General features: G+C 68.3%; 15 protein-coding genes. 10 read left to right on the top strand and 5 right to left on the bottom strand.

Going from position 1 to position 18420, the window contains the following annotated elements; translation table 11 throughout:
* Window positions 1–13: 13 nt before the first annotated feature.
* Window positions 14–1516, top strand: a complete 1503-nt coding sequence (locus tag LPH33_RS16080) for an amidase (protein ID WP_229565136.1) — start codon at window positions 14–16, stop codon at window positions 1514–1516.
* Between the two features lie 13 nt (window positions 1517–1529).
* Here the strand turns inward: LPH33_RS16080 and LPH33_RS16075 are convergent, their stop codons facing one another.
* The 4 genes from LPH33_RS16075 to LPH33_RS16060 are packed head-to-tail and all read right to left on the bottom strand — an operon-like array spanning window position 1530 to window position 5660.
* Entirely contained in the window at window positions 1530–2072 is a 543-nt protein-coding gene (locus LPH33_RS16075; protein ID WP_229565135.1) for a GNAT family N-acetyltransferase, read from the bottom strand.
* Window positions 2069–3316, bottom strand: coding sequence for a glycosyltransferase family 4 protein (locus tag LPH33_RS16070; protein ID WP_229565133.1), 1248 nt, complete (start codon window positions 3314–3316; stop codon window positions 2069–2071). Before LPH33_RS16070 ends, LPH33_RS16075 begins: the two co-directional genes overlap by 4 nt.
* Entirely contained in the window at window positions 3313–4833 is a 1521-nt protein-coding gene (locus tag LPH33_RS16065) for a glycoside hydrolase family 57 protein (protein WP_229568357.1), read from the bottom strand. Before LPH33_RS16065 ends, LPH33_RS16070 begins: the two co-directional genes overlap by 4 nt.
* 26 nt (window positions 4834–4859) lie before the next feature.
* Window positions 4860–5660 (bottom strand): class I SAM-dependent methyltransferase, encoded by an 801-nt coding sequence (locus LPH33_RS16060; protein WP_229565131.1) that lies wholly within the window; start codon window positions 5658–5660, stop codon window positions 4860–4862.
* Window positions 5661–5883: 223 nt separating this feature from the next.
* Here LPH33_RS16060 and LPH33_RS16055 point away from each other — a divergent pair, with 223 nt between their 5' ends.
* The 6 genes from LPH33_RS16055 (at window position 5884) to ligA (ending at window position 13323) form a co-directional block, all read left to right on the top strand.
* Window positions 5884–6669: an electron transfer flavoprotein subunit beta/FixA family protein gene (locus LPH33_RS16055; protein WP_016696287.1), complete on the top strand. Its 786-nt coding sequence runs from the start codon at window positions 5884–5886 to the stop codon at window positions 6667–6669.
* Window positions 6670–6714: 45 nt separating this feature from the next.
* Complete coding sequence (locus tag LPH33_RS16050) at window positions 6715–7671, top strand: electron transfer flavoprotein subunit alpha/FixB family protein (RefSeq protein WP_229565130.1); 957 nt, start codon at window positions 6715–6717, stop codon at window positions 7669–7671.
* A gap of 172 nt (window positions 7672–7843) precedes the next feature.
* The gene (locus LPH33_RS16045; protein ID WP_088897166.1) at window positions 7844–9079 is read left to right on the top strand and encodes a cysteine desulfurase family protein; all 1236 of its coding nucleotides are present in this window, start codon (window positions 7844–7846) and stop codon (window positions 9077–9079) included.
* On the top strand, window positions 9076–10155 hold the full coding sequence (gene mnmA, locus LPH33_RS16040) for a tRNA 2-thiouridine(34) synthase MnmA (protein ID WP_229565128.1): 1080 nt from the start codon (window positions 9076–9078) through the stop codon (window positions 10153–10155). Before LPH33_RS16045 ends, mnmA begins: the two co-directional genes overlap by 4 nt.
* Window positions 10152–11177 carry a methionine synthase gene (locus LPH33_RS16035; protein WP_016696291.1) on the top strand — a complete coding sequence of 342 codons (1026 nt, stop codon included), beginning with the start codon at window positions 10152–10154 and terminating at the stop codon, window positions 11175–11177. Before mnmA ends, LPH33_RS16035 begins: the two co-directional genes overlap by 4 nt.
* A 37-nt stretch (window positions 11178–11214) precedes the next feature.
* On the top strand, window positions 11215–13323 hold the full coding sequence (gene ligA, locus LPH33_RS16030; RefSeq protein WP_229565126.1) for an NAD-dependent DNA ligase LigA: 2109 nt from the start codon (window positions 11215–11217) through the stop codon (window positions 13321–13323).
* 37 nt (window positions 13324–13360) lie between these two features.
* On the opposite strand, the gene LPH33_RS16025 is transcribed toward ligA, so the two are convergent.
* Window positions 13361–14002, bottom strand: a complete 642-nt coding sequence (locus tag LPH33_RS16025; protein WP_160875671.1) for a hypothetical protein — start codon at window positions 14000–14002, stop codon at window positions 13361–13363.
* Between the two features lie 174 nt (window positions 14003–14176).
* Here LPH33_RS16025 and LPH33_RS16020 point away from each other — a divergent pair, with 174 nt between their 5' ends.
* The 3 genes from LPH33_RS16020 to LPH33_RS16010 are packed head-to-tail and all read left to right on the top strand — an operon-like array spanning window position 14177 to window position 18380.
* A complete protein-coding gene (locus tag LPH33_RS16020) occupies window positions 14177–15457 on the top strand; it encodes a metal-dependent hydrolase family protein (protein ID WP_160875669.1) in 1281 nt (426 codons plus the stop codon).
* 58 nt (window positions 15458–15515) lie between these two features.
* A complete protein-coding gene (locus tag LPH33_RS16015) occupies window positions 15516–16391 on the top strand; it encodes a hypothetical protein (protein WP_160875667.1) in 876 nt (291 codons plus the stop codon).
* 3 nt (window positions 16392–16394) lie between these two features.
* The gene (locus LPH33_RS16010; RefSeq protein WP_088897171.1) at window positions 16395–18380 is read left to right on the top strand and encodes a YhgE/Pip domain-containing protein; all 1986 of its coding nucleotides are present in this window, start codon (window positions 16395–16397) and stop codon (window positions 18378–18380) included.
* The last annotated feature ends 40 nt before the right edge of the window (window positions 18381–18420 follow it).

Here is an 18420-nt window from a genome sequence, read left to right as displayed (position 1 = left end):
CGGGGGACAGCAGATGGACTACTCGGAGTATCGGAGTCACGACGCGACCGGTCTGGCCGAACTCGTCGCGACGGGGCAGGTGTCGGCGAGTGAGCTGCTCGAGACCGCGATCGCGCGGCTCGACACGGTCGAACCGACACTGAACACCGTCGTCCGCAGGCTCGACGACAAGGCCCGTGTCCGGGCACGCGAACCGCTCGACGGTCCGTTCGCCGGTGTGCCGTTCCTGCTCAAGGATCTGGGGCAGGATCTGGCCGGTGAGCCGACCTCGTGCGGGTCCCGTGTCCTCGCGGACCTGCCGATGGACGAGAACTCGGTGATCGTCGACCGGTGGCTCGAGGCCGGCCTGGTCCCGTTCGCCAAGACCAACACCCCCGAGTTCGGGGCGAAGGGCATCACCGAGCCCGAGGCGTTCGGGGCCACCCGCAACCCGTGGGACCCGTCGGTGACGCCGGGCGGGTCGTCGGGTGGTTCCGCCGCGGCGGTCGCGGCCGGCGTCGTTCCCGCTGCCGGAGCGAGCGACGGAGGCGGCTCCATCCGCATTCCCGCCGCCTGCTGCGGGCTCCTCGGGCTCAAGCCCGGACGCGGACTCGTGCCCACCGGTATACGCGGCGGCGAACCGCTGCACGGGGCGGCCACCAACGGGGTCATCTGCCGGACGGTGCGCGATGCCGCTGCCTTCCTCGACGTCATGGCCGGTCCGTACGCGGGCGGGCCGTATCTCGTCGAACGTGCCCAGTCGTACGCGGAGGCCGCGCGCTCGGCGCCGAAGCGGTTGCGGATCGGATACGAAACCGCCTCACCGATCGGGACGCCGGTCGATCCGGAGGCGGAGGCCGCGGTGGACGCTGCCGTCGCGGTGCTCGAGGAACTCGGCCATCACGTCGAGCCCGCCTCGACGGGTATCGACGAACGACGTCTCGCAGAGGACTTCCTCACGATGTGGTTCGCCACGGCCGCCGCGGAGGTCGCCGAGGCCTGCCGCCTCACCGGGGCTCGACCGGAGGACTTCGAGTTCGACACCCGCATCATCGCCGCCGTGGGCAAGTCGACCTCGGCATCGGATTACATTGCGGCACATGCCCGCTGGGCAGAGTACGCGAGCGGTCTCGCGCAGTTCCACGAACGCTACGATCTGTTGCTCACGCCGACACTCGCCTTCCCCCCGTCGCGCATCGGCGAACTCGACACACCCCGCTGGATGCGACGTGCCGGCGAGGCACTCCTGCGGACCCGCACCGCGTGGATCGCGACCCGGGCCGGTTTCATCGATCGGGTGGTGGACGACAATCTCGGCCGTACCCCCTACACGCAGCTCGCCAACATCACCGGACGACCGGCGATCTCGGTGCCGTTGCACTGGACGACGTCCGGTCTGCCGCTCGGGGTGCAGTTCGTCGGCCCGCTCGGTGGGGAGGGCGTGCTCCTCGCCCTCGCAGGCGAACTCGAACAGGCGCGGCCGTGGTTCGATCGGCAGCCGCCGCTCGCTCCGGCCGAGTTGTCCGCTGCTTCGTGAGCCGAAGTCCGGCTCAGGATCGAGCCAGAGGCTTCCGGTACACGACGGTCTCGCACGGGACCGCAAGAGCCGGAACAAGTTCCGGATGGCGCGTATCGAGCGGCGCGGGTTCCTCCGGCACGTAGCCGAGCCGGGTGTAGAGCCGGTCGAGGAACACCTTCGACCCGTGCGAGGTGTCGCGCGGACGGATCACCTCGAGCTGCATCGTCTCGAAACCGCGCTCGGCGAACTCCGTCTCGACCGTGTCGATCAGCAGGCGGCCGACGCCCGTGCCGCGGACCTTCGGGTCGGAGGCGAGCATCCCGAACTCGGCCGTCGTCGCGCCGACCGGGGCCACGCGGATGCAGCCGACCACCCGGCCGTGCGAGCGGGCGATGCGCATGCTGCCCTCCCGCGCGTACCGGGTGATCTCGTCCGTGTCGGTCCGTGTGGTGCCCGGCACCCACATGCCGTCCTCGGCCACCGCGTAGACCGCGTTGAGCAGTTCGGTGACGGCGGCGACGTCGGATTCGTGCGGGGCGAGGCGCTCGACCTCGACGGTGTGCTGCTCGTTCATCCGCGATCCGGGAGTGGTCGTTGCGGGATCGTCGGGCGGGCCAGCGGGTGCCGCACCCGCCGCTTCGCCGACGAATAGACCTGCGCGGTCTCCTCGGCGACGCGGCGCCAGTCGAAGTCGTCGGTCAGTCGTGCCCGAGCGGCCCGCGCGCGCACCTGTGCGGCCTCGGGATCGTCGAGGGTCTCCCGGACCGCCGAGACGAGTCCGGCCACGTCGCCGGGCCGGAACGACAGTCCGGTCACGCCGTCGACCACGGCTTCGCCCAGTCCACCTGCGGTGGACGTGATGAGCGGGGTACCCGCCGCTGCGGCCTCGAGGGCGATGATGCCGAACGGCTCGTAGCGGCTCGGCAGCACGATCGCGTCCGCGCCGTGCAGCCAGCCGAGAAGTTCGGTGTGGTCGAGGTTGCCGAGGAAGCTCACCGAGCGTGCGACGCGGTGCACGCGTGCCTGCTCGCGCAGCCACTCGAACTGGGTGCCCTCACCGGCGACCACGAGGGTCGTGCCGGGATGCGAGCGGCGGATGCGGGGGAGCGCGGCGATCGCGTCCTGCACACCCTTCTCGTATTCGAGGCGACCGACGTAGAGCAGTCGTGCCGGCCCGGGACGCGGCTCACGCTCGCGGTACGACCAGGTGGTGATGTCGATGCCGTTGCGGATCACCGAGATCTCCGGCAGGTCCGGGCCGTACAGCTCGGTGACCTCGTCGTGCATCGATGCCGAACACGTGATGAGACGGTCGGACTCGTTGGCGAGCCACCACTCGACGGAATGCACCTGCCGGTTGATCCGGCCCGACAACCAACCGCTGTGGCGACCGGCCTCGGTCGCGTGCAGGGTCGACACGAGCGGCACGTCGAAGTACTCGGCCAGCGCGACCGCGGGGTGGGCGACGAGCCAGTCGTGGGCGTGGACGACGTCGGGATACCAGCCCTCGCCGATACCGCCGCGGCTCAGTCCGATCCCGGCGCGGACCATCGCGTGGCCCATCGCCAGGGTCCAGGCGATCATGTCCTCGCCGAAGTCGAAGTGGGGTGCGTCCTCCGCGACTGCCACAACGAGCACGCCGTCGGCGATGTGGCTGATCGTGGGGTGGGTCGACGCATCGGTGCCGGTCGGACGACGTGACAGCACCACCACTTCGTTGCCCGCCGCGGCGAGTTCGGTGGCGAGATGGTGGACGTGTCTGCCCAGGCCGCCGACGACGACGGGTGGGTACTCCCATGAGACGAGCAGGATCTTCATCGCGGGCCTCCGTGGCGTCCGGGCAGTCGTCGGGCGTCGAGTCCTGGGAAGAGATTGTCGGCGCGGTTCCATCCGTCGGCCAGACGCTGTGCCGTCTCGGTGCGTCCGGAGTCGACCGCCTCGGCGATCTCACGCAGGGCGTGGGCGTGTTTGTGCGCGCGGTCGCGGGCGTAGGCGGCGGCGGTGTCCTTGCTGACCATGAACGCCCAGTCGCTGGAGACCGTCAGTAGTGCTTCGCGCAGCATCTGGTCGTGCACGCGGTTGCGGAGCGCGACCGACGACGTGCTCTGTTCGCGGGACTTGTCGATGCTGTCGAGGGTCGTGCGCACCACCTCGTCGTTGAGACGCACGAGATCGGCGACCTGGTCGCCGGCCCAGACCCGCCAGTCCTTGCCCGAACCCCACGACGAGTTCTCGAGATCGACGGAGGCGCCGACGTATCCGCGGTCGCGGGTATCGGCGAGGGTTCCCACCTCGATGCCGGCCTCGGGAAGAGCGCGGAGCAGTCGTTCGAGGAAGAGCGGGCCTTCGAACCACCAGTGGCCGAACAGTTCCGTGTCGAAGGCTGCGACGACGAGTGCGTCCCGGCCGATGCGGTCGGATTCGCTGCGCAGTCGCTGCCGGACGGTCTCGACGAAGTCGGCGACGTGCCGGTCGACGGCCTGCGACGCGAGTTCGGGATCGTAGGGGGCCTTCTCGTGGGAGGGCACCGTGCGGCCCGTGACGCGGGACGGCTTGAGTCCGGTGTCGTGGCAGTAGGTGTGGAAGTCGCGGTAGGCGGAGTGACCGGGGTAGCCGGACTTCGGCGACCACACCCGGTACGAGACCTGCAGGTCGCGGCCGAAGCACACGACGTCGGAGTCGCGGACCGTGCGGCCGAGCGAGGTGTCGCCGCGCAGTGCGGGACCGTCGACCATGAAGTGCTCGACTCCCGCTGCGGCGTAACCGTTCTCCATGCCCGGCGTGTAACCGCATTCCGGACCCCAGATGCCGCGCGGGCGATGGTTCCAGCGGGCGTGGGCGTCGGCGAGGCCCTCGGACAGCGAGAAGGCGCGCAGTCGCGGGTCGAGGAGGGGCTGGAACGGATGGGCGAGGGGCCCACCGAGCAGTTCGATCGCGTCGGCGTCGATGAGCTGCCGCACGACGGGGGATCCGCCGTGGCGCCAATGCGTTTCGAAGTCCTCCAGTGCCGCGGTGGCGGCGCGGTGCTCGCGGGCGCCGAGCGCGCGGTAGGACTCCTCCCGCATGCCGGCGGCCTCGTGCGCGCGCAGCTGCCAGTTGCCGAGCCAGTGGTGCATTCCGGCGAGGCAGTGCGGGTCGTCGAGTTGCGCGGCCAGTACCGGGGTGATGCCGAGTGTGAGCATCCGGGTCCGGCCTTCGGCGGCGAGTCGCCGCAACACGTCGGTGACGGGCAGATAGGTCGCTGCCCACGACTGGTAGAGCCATTCCTCGCCGACGGGCCACCGGCCGTGATGGGCGAGCCAGGGGAGATGGGAGTGGAGGACGAGCGCGAACATGCCGGGCTCGCGGGACGATGCGGCACTCACGGCGCGGTGTCCTTCGCTGCGGGGTCCTTCACGGCGATCGCGACGAGATCGAGGCTCGCATCGATGTTCTCGGGGACGATGGCGAAGTCGTCGGTGGAGACCATGGCGACGTCGGCGGTGAGGTCGTCCGGCCACGGCTGCCCGGCGAGGGCGCGCTCGATCTGGGCGTCGATGAACGATCCGCCGTGCTTGGCATCGAGTGCGCGCAACGCGGGGCCGTGGTGCACGCCGGTCATGAGTTCGACGCGGAAGCCGGCGTCCTCGAGAAGTTCGGTCAGTTCGGCGGCGTTCAGCTCGCGGGTGTGGAAGGGATTGAGCGGGGTGTCGCGGCCGGGGGAGAAGGTGATCCGGTTGGGAGTGCTGATGAGCAACTCGCCGCCGGGAGTGAGAACGCGGTGACATTCACGTAGGAACTGTGTCTGATCCCACAGATGCTCGATCACCTGGAAGTTCACGACCGTATCGACCGATTCGTCCTCGAGGGGAAGCTCGGCGAGATTTCCGTGCCGCATGTCGACGCGGGGGTAGCGCGCGCGGATGTGTGCGACGGCGCTCTCGTCGTAGTCGAGGCCGATCACACGCGTTGCCACGTCGGCGATCATGTCGGCTCCGTAGCCTTCGCCGGCACCGGCCTCGAGCACGGTCCGGTTCTCGCAACGGGGGAGAAAGTGCTGGTAGACGACCTCGTGACGTCGGAACCAATAGTTCTCCTCGGCGATGCCGGGGACCGTCCGTTCGCCGGTGAGGGGGAGGGTGTGCGCGTCGTCGGCGCGGGCGGGGGTGTCGCTCACCGCCACGACATTAGACCTCTCCCCGGAGGGGTGGTCTCCGGTGTTCCAGATCACAGGTTTCGTCGTCCTTCCGTACGGCTATGGTGAACCGGGAATCCCGTCAAGTTACTGACTGGTAACTTAGCGGCTGATAATCTATCGCACACGCCGTGCGAAAGACACGAGTGCTCGGTTCAGGCAGCGCCTTGCCGACCAAAGGCAGCTACACACAGGAGGTCGACGCAGACCCATGACGAACATCGTCGTTTTGATCAAGCAGGTCCCCGACACGTGGTCCGAGCGCAAGCTCAGCGACGGCGACTACACGCTCGACCGTGAGGCCGCCGACGCCGTGCTCGACGAGATCAACGAGCGCGCCGTCGAGGAAGCTCTGCTCATCAAGGAGCGCGACGGCGGCGAGGTCACCGTTCTGACCGCCGGTCCGGACCGCGCCACCGACGCCATCCGCAAGGCGCTGTCCATGGGCGCCGACAAGGCGATCCACCTCAACGATCCGGCCATGCACGGCTCGGACTCGATCCAGACCGCGTACGCGATCGCCGCTGCTCTCGGCCAGATCGAGGGTGTCGAGCTGGTCATCGCCGGTAACGAGGCCACCGATGGTCGCGTGGGCGCCGTGCCCGCGATCATCGCCGAGTACCTGGGCCTGCCCCACCTGACGCACCTGCGCAAGCTCACGATCGCGGACGGCAAGGCCACCGGCGAGCGCGAGACCGACGAGGGTGTCTTCGGCATCGAGGCTCCGCTCCCCGCCATCGTCTCGGTCACCGAGAAGATCAACGAGCCCCGCTTCCCCTCCTTCAAGGGCATCATGGCCGCCAAGAAGAAGGAAGTTCAGACCCTCACCCTCGCTGAGATCGGTCTCGATCCCGAGATCTTCGGTGTTGCCAACGCCGCGTCCACCGTCACCGGTGTGACCCCGAAGCCCCCGCGCACCGCGGGTGAGCGCGTCACCGACGAGGGCGACGGCGGCAGCAAGATCGCTCAGTACCTGGTCGGCCAGAAGATCATCTGATCGCGCCCCGCGACAACATCTGACATATCTAGGAGAGAAGTAGTAATGGCAGAAGTACTCGTGCTCGTCGAGCATGCCGAGGGCGCGCTCAAGAAGGTCAGCACCGAACTCATCACCGCCGCGCGTGTGCTCGGCGAGCCCTCCGCCGTCGTCGCGGGTGCCCCCGGCACCGCCGACGCGCTGCAGGACGCACTCGCCGCCGCCGGTGCGGTCAAGGTCTACGCCGCCGAGTCCGAAGACGTCGACAACTACCTGGTGACCCCGAAGGTCGACGTCCTCGCGTCGCTCGTCGAGTCCACCAGCCCCGCCGCCGTCATCACCGCCGCGTCCGTCGAGGGCAAGGAGGTGTCGGGCCGCCTCGCCGCCCGCATCGGCTCCGGTCTGCTCGTCGACGTCGTCGACGTCAAGGCCGACGGCTCCGCCGTGCACTCGATCTTCGGTGGCGCGTTCACCGTCGACGCCAAGGTCAACGGTGAGGTCCCCGTGATCTCCGTCCGCCCGGGCGCCATCGAGGCCAAGCCCGAGGCTGCGGCCGCCGAGCGCGTGGCCGTCGAGGTTCCGGCCCAGGAAGAGAACGCCGTGAAGATCGTCTCGCGCGATCCGATCGTCGGTGGCGACCGTCCGGAGCTCACCGAGGCGTCGATCGTCGTCTCCGGTGGCCGCGGTGTCGGTTCGGCCGACAAGTTCTCCGTCGTCGAGGAGCTCGCCGACTCGCTCGGTGCCGCCGTCGGTGCTTCCCGTGCCGCCGTCGACTCCGGCTACTACCCGGGCCAGTTCCAGGTCGGTCAGACCGGTAAGACGGTCTCCCCGCAGCTGTACGTCGCGCTCGGCATCTCCGGCGCCATCCAGCACCGCGCCGGCATGCAGACGTCGAAGACCATCGTCGCCGTCAACAAGGACGAAGAGGCCCCGATCTTCGAGATCGCGGACTACGGCGTCGTCGGCGACCTGTTCAACGTCGCTCCGCAGCTGACCGAAGAGGTCAAGAAGCACAAGGGCTGATCCGCTCCGGCAGATCGATCCCTGCGCGGCCCCGCTCCTTCGAAAGGAGCGGGGCCGCGTGCGTTCGGTGGGGGTGTCCACCCGCTCGACCTGGGGTGTGCCGGATCTCGCCCGTTCGCCGACCCCCTGAGCGCGACGGGCACCTGCGTCGACCCGCTATCCTGGATCGGTCATGACCTCGCCCGCCGCCGGTCCCTCCGGTACCTCCACGACCGTCTACCTCGATCACGCCGCGACGACGCCGATGCTTCCTGCGGCCGTCGAGGCGATGACGTCGGTCCTCACCACCGTCGGAAACGCGTCCTCCCTGCACGGATCGGGGCGCGCAGCGCGCCGGCGCATCGAGGAGTCGCGGGAGTCGATCGCGGCCGCCCTCGGCGCCCGACCTTCCGAGGTGATCTTCGTCTCCGGTGGTACCGAGGGCGACAACCTCGCCGTCAAGGGCATCTACTGGGGCCGCCGCGCCCAGGATCCCCGGCGCCGCCGGATCCTCGCGAGCGCGGTCGAACACCACGCCGTGCTCGACGCCGTCGAATGGCTCGTCGAGCACGAGGACGCCCAGGTGACGTGGCTGCCGGTCGACGGGTCCGGCCGCGTCGATCCCACCACGCTCCGTGAGGAACTCACGCGCCACGCCGACGAGGTCGCCCTCGTGTCCGTGATGTGGGCGAACAACGAGGTCGGCACCGTCATGCCGATCGCCGAACTCGCTGCGGTCGCCGCCGAGTTCGACGTCCCGATGCACAGCGACGCCGTGCAGGCGGTCGCGCATCTGCCGGTCGACTTCACCGCGAGCGGACTGTCGGCTCTGACCCTGGCCGCCCACAAGTTCGGTGGGCCGCAGGGAGTGGGAGCGCTGCTGCTCGGCAGGCAGGTGCCGTGCGTGCCGCTCGCCCACGGCGGAGGCCACGAACGCGACGTGCGGTCCGGGACGCAGGACACCGCGTCCATCGTGGCGATGGCCGCCGCGCTGCGCGAGGTCACCTCGGATCTGCCCGGCCGCACCGCCGAACTCGCGCGCCTGCGCGATCTTCTCGTCGAGGGTGTCGAGGCGGCGATCCCCGATGCGATCCTCAACGGTCCTCGCGAGGCGGGGCGACTGCCCAACAACGCGCACTTCACCTTCCCCGGATGCGAAGGGGATTCGCTGCTGATGTTGCTCGACGCGGCCGGTATCGAATGCTCGACCGGGTCGGCGTGCACCGCCGGGGTCGCGCGGGCGAGTCACGTGCTCGTCGCGATGGGGGCAGACCCGATCACGGCACGCGGTTCGCTCCGATTTTCATTGGGGCACACCACAACCCGTGATGACATCGAAAAACTGATCGAAACTCTCCCTTCCGTGGTGGACAGGGCTCGCGCCGCCGGACTGGCGAGCGCTGGTGGACGAGGAGGTGACCGGAGATGAGGATTCTTGCGGCAATGAGCGGCGGTGTGGACTCGGCGGTCGCCGCCGCCCGCATGGTCGAGGCCGGACACGACGTGGTGGGAGTGCATCTCGCGTTGTCGACCGCGCCGGGCACGCTGCGTACCGGTTCGCGCGGATGCTGCTCGAAGGAGGACGCCGGCGACGCCCGCCGCGCCGCCGACGTGCTCGGAATCCCGTTCTACGTCTGGGATTTCGCAGACCGCTTCAAGGAGGACGTGATCGACGACTTCGTCGCGTCCTACGCCGCGGGTGAGACCCCGAATCCGTGCCTGCGCTGCAACGAGAAGATCAAGTTCTCGGCGTTGGCCGACCGTGCCGTTGCGCTCGGCTTCGACGCCGTTGCCACCGGTCACTACGCGCAGTTGAACGACGGAGTGCTGCGCCGCGCCGTCGATGCCGACAAGGACCAGTCGTACGTGCTGGCCGTGCTCACCGCGCAACAGTTGTCGCGTGCGGTGTTCCCCGTCGGCGACACCCCCAAGAGCCGGATCCGCAAGGAGGCCGCCGAACGCGGACTCGCCGTGGCGAACAAGCCCGACAGTCACGACATCTGCTTCATCCCGTCGGGCGACACCCGCGCCTTCCTCGGCGCCCGCATCGGCGTGCGTCCCGGTGCTGTCGTGGACGACCGTTCGGGTGAGGTGCTCGCGCAGCACGAGGGCGTGCACGGTTTCACCATCGGTCAGCGCAAGGGACTCGGCATCGCCGGGCCCGGACCGGATGGCCGCCCCCGCTACGTCACAGCGATCGAACCCGAGAGCGGCACCGTGAGGGTCGGCAGCGCCGAACAACTGAAGGTCGAGTCGATCCGGGCCGAGCGCGCCGTGTGGACCTCCGGCACGGCCCCCATCGGACCGATCGAGTGCGTCGTCCAGGTCCGCGCCCACGGTGGCCTGGCTCCGGCCGTCGCCGAAGCGGTGGGTTCGGGCATCGAGATCTCGCTGCGCGAACCACTCACCGGTGTCGCCGCCGGTCAGGCCGCCGTGCTGTACCGGCCCGACGCTGCGGGCGACATCGTCCTCGGCAGCGGCACCATCACGGCAGGGGACCGGTGACGGCACCTGCCACCGGCCGCGAGGTGTGGTCCGGTCTCGCGACAGGCATCGGTTCGTGGCCCGGAACGGACCCGCGCGAGGCCGCGGCGGTCGTCCTCGGCGAACTCACCGACCTGCCCCACCTCGTCGAACTGCCGGCGCGCGGCCTCGGTGCCGACATGATCGGGCGGGTCAGCGCCCTGCTCGTCGACATGTACCTCGACACCTCCACCACCGGCTACCGCCTCGTGTCGCGACGCGGCGGCGTGGCCGCCCGGGCACGCGACCTGCTCGCCCAGGACCTCGATGCTCTCGAGGAGGCCTGGGAACGCGCCGGGCTGGACGCCGACCGTCCCGTGAAGGTGCAGGCCGCCGGACCGCTCACCCTCGCGGCCCACGTCGAACTCGCCACCGGACGACGGGTGCTCACCGACCGCGGCGCCGTCCGCGACCTGGCCGAATCGCTCGCGGAGGGCCTGGCACGACACGCCGCCGAGATCACCCGCCGGCTCGGGGTCCGGGTCGTCGCGCAACTCGACGAACCGTCGCTGCCGGACGTGCTCGCCGGAACGCTGAAGGGCCGGACCGTCCTCGAGACCGTCCCGGCCGTGCCGGACCCGGAAGCACTGGACGTGCTCGACACGACGATCCGTGGCACCGGGCTCTCCGTCGCCGTGCACTGCTGCGCGGGGACCTTCCCGGCCGACTTCCTGCGGCGCAGCGCTGCCGATGCGGTCGCCTTCGACGTCGGACGCGTACGACGCTCCGATCTGGACGGACTCGGCGAACTGTTCGACTCCGGCACGGTCCCGATCCTGGGACTCGTGCCCGCCACCGCGTCGGCCTCGACGGGCTGGCGCGAGTACGCGGCACCGGCCGTCGAGCTGATCGATCGGCTCGGGTTCCCTCGGAAGGTGCTGCAATCGGTGGCGGTGAGCCCGGTCTGCGGGCTGGCCTCGGCCTCCACGGAGAAAGCACGGGCCGCTCTGCGTTCGCTGCGCGACGTCGCGTCGGCCTTCGCCGAGGAAGCCGACACACTCTGAGCATTCCGGTCGGTCCCCTCGACTAGGCTTGCAGGCTGTGAGTGAACCGACGGACGCACCCATCACCGCTCCTCCGGAGGCGCGTGAGCGCTGGCAGGATCTCGCCGAACAGGTGCGCGAGCATCAGTTCCGCTACTACGTGCGCGACGCCCCCATCATCTCCGACGGTCAGTTCGATGCGCTTCTCGGCGAACTGCAGGCACTCGAGGAGCAGTACACCGAACTCCGCACGCCGGATTCGCCCACCCAGCTGGTCGGCGGCGGCTTCGCCACCGAGTTCGGTGCCGTCGCGCATCTCGAACGCATGCTCAGCCTCGACAACGTCTTCGACGAGGACGAACTGCGCGCGTGGCTCTCGCGCGCGGAGGTCGAGACCGGCACCCACCCAGATTATCTGTGCGAGGTGAAGATCGACGGTGTGGCACTGAGTCTCGTCTACGAGAACGGCAAACTCGTCCGCGCGGCCACCCGCGGCGACGGTCGCACGGGCGAGGACGTCACCCTCAACGCCCGCACGATCGACGACGTTCCCGAAAAGCTCACCAGCAGCGACGAATACCCGATTCCGACGTTGCTCGAAGTGCGCGGTGAGGTGTTCTTCCGGCTCGAGGACTTCCAGACCCTCAACGCCGGGCTGGTGGCCGAAGGCAAGCCGCCCTTCGCGAATCCCCGCAATTCCGCCGCGGGTTCCCTCCGGCAGAAGAACCCGGCCGTCACCGCGCGCCGGCGTCTGCGCATGTACTGCCACGGCTACGGTCGCATGGAGGGCTTCGAACCCCGCTCGCAGTCCGACGCCTACGCGGCCTTCGCGGCCTGGGGCCTGCCCGTCTCCCCGCACACCGTTCGCGTGCAGGGCGCCGAGGCGGTCGTCGAGCGGATGCGCTACTGGGGCGAACACCGCCACGACATCGAACACGAGATCGACGGCCTGGTGGTCAAGATCGACGACATGGGGCTGCACCGCCGCCTCGGTGCCACGTCCCGCGCCCCGCGGTGGGCGATCGCCTACAAGTATCCGCCGGAGGAGGTCACCACCAAGCTCCTCGACATCCGCGTCAGCGTCGGGCGCACGGGGCGCGTGACACCCTTCGCCTACATGGAACCGGTCACCGTCGCCGGGTCCACCGTCTCGCTGGCGACGCTCCACAATGCGTCCGAGGTCGAGCGCAAGGGCGTGCTCATCGGCGACACCGTGGTCATCCGCAAGGCCGGCGACGTGATCCCGGAAGTGCTCGGCCCGGTCGTCGACCTGCGCGACGGCTCCGAGTACGCCTTCGAGATGCCTTCGCAGTGCCCCGAATGCGGTACCACCCTCGCCCCGGCGAAGGAGGGCGACGTCGACCTGCGCTGCCCCAACTCGCAGTCGTGCCCGGCGCAATTGCGCGAACGGGTCTTCCACGTCGCGGGCCGGGGAGCGTTCGACATCGAAGCGCTCGGCTACGAGGCGGCCACGGCACTGCTCGAGGGGAAGATCATCGTCGACGAGGGCGACCTGTTCTCGCTCACGAAGGACGACCTCGAACGCATCCCGTTCTTCCGCACCACCAAGGGCGTGCTGTCGAAGAACGGCGAACGCCTGCTGCAGAACCTCGACAAGGCGAAGGAACAACCGCTCTGGCGCGTGCTCGTCGCCCTGTCCATCCGGCACGTCGGACCGACCGCTGCGCGTGCGCTGGCCACCGAGTTCGGCAGCCTCGACCGGATCCGGGCCGCGTCCGTCGACGAGCTCGCGGCCGTCGAGGGCGTCGGACCGACGATCGCCGCGGCGGTCACCGACTGGTTCACCGTCGATTGGCACGTCGCCATCGTCGACAAGTGGGCGACAGCGGGCGTGCGCATGGCCGACGAACGCGACGAATCCATTCCGCGGACCCTCGAAGGACTGTCGATCGTGGTCACGGGCACGCTCGCGGGATTCTCCCGCGATCAGGCCAAGGAGGCCGTCCTCGCGCGTGGAGGCAAGGCCGCCGGATCGGTGTCGAAGAAGACGGCTTTCGTCGTCATCGGCGACAATCCGGGTTCGAAGGCCGACAAGGCCGCCGATCTCGGAGTACCCGTGCTCGACGAGGACGGTTTCCGGATCCTGCTCGACGAGGGGCCCGACGCCGCTCGCGCCTATCTCGAAGGGCGCGAAGGGGAGAACTGAGACGCTCTCCGCCGGCAGGTGCCCTGCCGGCGGATTCTCAGGAGGCTGTTGCGGATTCGCGTTCCTCGGCGCTGCGCCTGCCGAGGAACACCGCCGCGGCGAGCAGGAAGCAGATCGCGCCGACGAACGTGCCGGTGTTGGCAAGGCTCGGATCGAGAGTGTTTCCGTCGTCGAGGACGAACGAACCGACGGCGGAGACCCCGAAAGCGATCGACCCGAGCATGTTCAGCCACCCGCTGATCCAGTCCTTCGAGCGCGGCGCCCAATGCGAGCCCGCTCGCCAGAGGACTGCACACGCGATCGCGCTCGACACCAGGAAGCACAGGGACCCTTCGAGATTGGGGTTCCACACCAGGTGCTTCTCACCCTTGACGGTGTGGGCGTGCAGTGCGGCTCCCGTGCTGACGTTGAACAGCAGCGTACCGATGAACTGGATCAGCGACGCGAGCCAGTCGGCGCGGATCGCCGGGCTGCCCTTGTCCGTGACGGTGGCCGGCCCACTGAGCATCAATTGGACGAATGCTGCACCCGTGAAGAACCAGGAACCCACGAAGAACGAAGTATTTGCACCGGCGGTGCCGAGAAGCGTCGCAATTCCGGGCGCCGAACCCAATGCGAACAGGACGGCCCCGATGACGAATCCCCAGGACTGCATGCGCAATGTCGGGTGAATCAGCATTGGCGCAGTATAAGTCCGAGATTGGAAATTTGTGCGTTTTCGGAAGAAACTGTCCGATCAGATAGGTGCAGGTCAGAGTATATTTCATAAAAAGGGTGAATGGCCGGGGTGAATTGGACCGGAAACTTGTCGGTTGGTAAGAAACCGTGTTCGATGCGCGTTAGCGTCCCAGCCATGACGGAGACCGGTAAGTCCACACATCGCCTCCTTTTTCGTAATGTGCGAGTTTTCGACGGAATTTCCGGAGAACTCGTCACCGGCGACGTACTGATCGACGGAGACCGCATCCTGGCCGTGTCCGCATCGCCGATCGGCGACGAACCCGGCCGCGAAACCGACGTGATCGACGGTGGCGGGCGGGTTCTCATGCCCGGCATGTCCGACGCGCACGTCCACCTCGTCGGCAACGCGAACTCCTATATCGACATGGTGATGGGCAGCGAAGCGCACATTGCGCTCAACGGCCTCGCGGAGGCCCGCAACATGCTGCTGCGCGGTTTCACCGCCGTCCGCGACATGGCCGGCGACACCGGCAGCATCAAGTCGGTGATCGACCGAGGACTGTTCGACGGACCCCGGATCTACCCGTCCCAGGCCGCGATCTCGCAGACGGCCGGGCACGGCGACTTCGGCTTCGTCTACGAATGCCCCACAGCCCTCGGTGGGGATCAGGCCCGCGCCGAACAGATCGGCTTCATGCGGGTCGCCGACGGTGAGGACCGGGTCCTCGCAGCCGTGCGCGAGCAGCTCAAGAAGGGCGCATCGCAGATCAAGCTGATGGTCGGCGGCGGAGCCGCGTCCATGTACGACCCGCTGTACACCGTCCAGTTCATCGACAAGGAACTGCGGGCCGCGGTCCAGGCGGCGTCCGACTACGGCACCTATGTGGCCACCCACGTCTACAACGTCACCGGGATCCGCCGCGCGGTCGCGGCCGGGGTGAAGTCGATCGAGCACGGCCACCTCGCCGACGAGGAGACCGTCGCGTTGCTCGCGGAGAAGGAGGTGTGGTTGTCGATGCAGCCCTTCGCGCTCGGCGATCACCACTATCCCGATCCGGACCGTGCGGAGAAGGACAAGCAGATCTGCACCGGCACCGACCACGTCTACGAGTGGGCACAGAAGCACGGCGTGAAGACGGCCTGGGGAACCGATCTGCTGCTCGAACCGCAGATCGCGCCACGGCAGAGCGAGATGGCCGCGCGGCTCGGCGACCACTACAGCAACCTCGACGCGCTGCGGATGCTCACCTCCGGCAACGCCGAACTGTTCCGGCTCGCCGGCGAACGCGATCCCTACCGGCAGGCCCGATGGGGTGTGATCGACGAGGGCGCCTGGGCGGACGTGCTCCTCGTCGATGGCAACCCGCTCGAGGACCTGAGCCTGATCGCCGATCCGGCAAAGAACCTGTCGGTCATCGTGAAGAACGGCCACGTCGTCAAAAACAGCCTGTGACCGTGGCGGCGCAGCGGACACGACACCACGCCCTACTCGTTCGGCGCAAGGACGGTCGGTGACTCACTACGGACAGCACAGCGACGCAGAAGCATGGGACGAGTTGTCGGACGAGCAACTCGAGGAGCCCTTCGTCGCGGACGGAAACTACGACGGAACACCGCTGGGCACAGTCGAACCGGACGATCTCGAAACTCCGCCGTACGGCACTCCGGTCGTGCAGCAGGCAGTTGCCCGGCAGACCCCGGGCTCGCTCGTGTCGGCACGCGGAATCGAACTCCACGGGCCCTGGGGGCATGTCTTCGGCCCACTCGACCTGGATCTCGACGCCGGGGGAGTGACGGTCCTGGCCGCGCAGGCCGGTGCCGCGCGGACCGCGTTGCTCATGGCTCTGTGCGGTCGGATGCGGCTGACCCGGGGGTCGCTGACGGTTCTCGGCGAGGACAGGCCGCAGAAGATCATCGCGCGGTCGGCGATCGCCTGCATGAACGAGCTCGACGAGGTACGCCCCTCGGTCACCGTGCGCGACCTCGTCACCGAGCAGAAGCGGTGGGATTCCCCGTGGTACAAGTTCGTTCCGCGGGTCCGTGAGGACGGTGTCGCCGAGATGTGCGAGGAGATCTTCGGCGACGTACCGCTGCCACCGCTCGAGGCGTTCGTCGACGACCTCCCCGAACTCCAACAACTGCTGCTGCGGATCTCGGTGGCGAACACCCGGCGTCCTCCATTGCTGGTGGTGGGCCGGATCGATCGGATCGCCGACGACGTCGAACGCGCCACGCTTCTCGACCGGCTCGTCGCGCTCGGTGAGAACCAGTCGGTGATCATCGGCGACGTGAACCCCGTCGACCCCGGCATCGGGGTACGGGCCGTGGTGGACATGCACGATCTGCTCGGACCCGGTGACATCGGCGTCCTGACGAAGAGGAAGTGACGAGTGCTCGCAGGCGTCTCTCTCGGTAGCGACTCGAAGCGATACTTCCGCGGCACGATGCCGCGCATCGCGATCGCAACGATCATCCTCATGCCGTTGCTGTACGGCGCCATGTACCTGTGGGCCTTCTGGAATCCGTTCGGGGCGGTGAACAAGATCCCCGCGGCGATCGTCAACAACGACACCGGACGTTCGTCGACGGGGGAACAGGTCGATGCCGGCGATCAGGTCGTGAAGTCTCTCATCGCATCCGGTCAGCTCGATCTGGCAGAGGTGTCGGAGGAGGATGCCGTCTCGGGTCTGGCCGACGGAAAGTACTACTACACCATCACGATTCCGGAGAATTTCACCGAAGCGGTCGAATCCCCCAACGGTGACAACCCGGAGAAGGCGAATCTGGTCTTCACCTTCAACGACGCGAACAACTATCTCGCGACGATCATCGGGCAGGATGCGTCCGAACAGGTGATCGGGCAGGTGAACTCCACGATCGGGGCCCAAGGTGTCGGGACCGTGCTCACGGGTCTCGAGAGTGCCGGCTCGGGTCTGAAGCAGGCCGCCGACGGTGCCGGGCAACTTGCCGACGGCATCGACACGGCCAAGAGCGGAGCGGACCAGCTCGCCTCGGGATCGCAGGAGCTCGCGACGAACATGGTCACGGCGCGGGACGGGTCGGCGCAGCTCGCCGCCGGCGCGAACGAACTCGCGACCGCGATCGACGGCGTGACCGGTCCGCTGCTCAGCGCGCTCGACAGTGGTGCCCTCTCGGGTGTCGCGGGGCAGGCGGCGGAGCTGCGGGCCTCGCTCGACGCTCTCGAATCCCGGGTCCCGCAGACCACGCAGTCGACGGTGAACCAGGCCGTGCAGCAGGTCGTCGACATCCTGAACCGGAGTTCCGATCCGGTCGTGCAGCAGGCGATCACCGCGTTGACACCGCTGACGGCGCAGCAGGCGGCCTCCGATGCCGACGCCCTGCGCGCAGAGATCGTGCGTCTGCAGGCCGACGCCGAACAACTCGAATATCAACTCGGTAATCCGAACAGTCCGCTGCAGGGCGCCCTGGCGACGTTGTCGAGCGGCGGTCTGGCGGCGGAGGTGAACCAACTCCGCAGCGGTGTCGACGAACTGAGCTCCGGTGCCGCCACGTTGAACTCCGGTCTCGTCCAACTCACCGACGGTAGTTTCCAGCTGGCCGACGGGGCGGGAGAACTGTCCTCGGGCATGGTCGAGTTGCAATCGGGTTCGCAGGAACTCGCGCAGGCCTTGAGCCAGGGCGCCACCCAGGTGCCGAGCTGGACGGACGAACAGCGCACCGCCACCGCCGAGACGTTGTCGACTCCGGTTGCACTGCAACAGAACTACACCAACGAGGCGCCCACCTTCGGTACCGGTTTCGCGCCGTTCTTCCTGTCGCTCGCCCTGTTCGTCGGCGGCATCATCACCTGGATGCTGCTCACCCCGCTGCAGTCGCGGCCCACCGTCGCGGGACTGGGCGCCTACCGTACGGTCCTCGCGTCGTACTGGCCGGCGCTGCTGGTGGGCATCCTGCAGGTGGTCGTGATGTACACGGTCGTCCATTTCGGTGTCGGACTGGACGTGAAGCATGTGGTAGGGACGATCCTGTTCCTGATGTTGATCTCCGCGACGTATCTGGCCATGATCCAGGCGTTCAACGCGATCTTCGGTGTCGCCGTCGGCCGTGTGGTGACCTTGGCCTTCCTGATGCTGCAACTGGTCTCGGCGGGCGGTATCTACCCCGTGCCGACCACCGCCAAGCCGTTCCAGTACATCCATCCGTTCGACCCGATGACCTACACCGTCAACGGTCTGCGGCAGCTCACCGTCGCCGGGCACATCGATTCGCGGTTGTGGATCGCAATCGCTGTCCTGGCCGGAATCCTGCTCGTATCGTTGACTCTGAGTGCCCTGTCGGTCCGGCGCAACCGCCGCTACACGATGGAGAGGCTGTACCCGCCGATCGAGGTGTGAGAACCGCCCCGTATGTCCCGATGTCACCGGATCGACGAGT

This window comes from Rhodococcus sp. RDE2, assembly GCF_020885655.1.
Classification (GTDB): domain Bacteria; phylum Actinomycetota; class Actinomycetes; order Mycobacteriales; family Mycobacteriaceae; genus Rhodococcus; species Rhodococcus pyridinivorans.
Note: the sequence above shows the minus strand (reverse complement) of the source record. Positions and strands in the feature narration are given on the sequence as shown.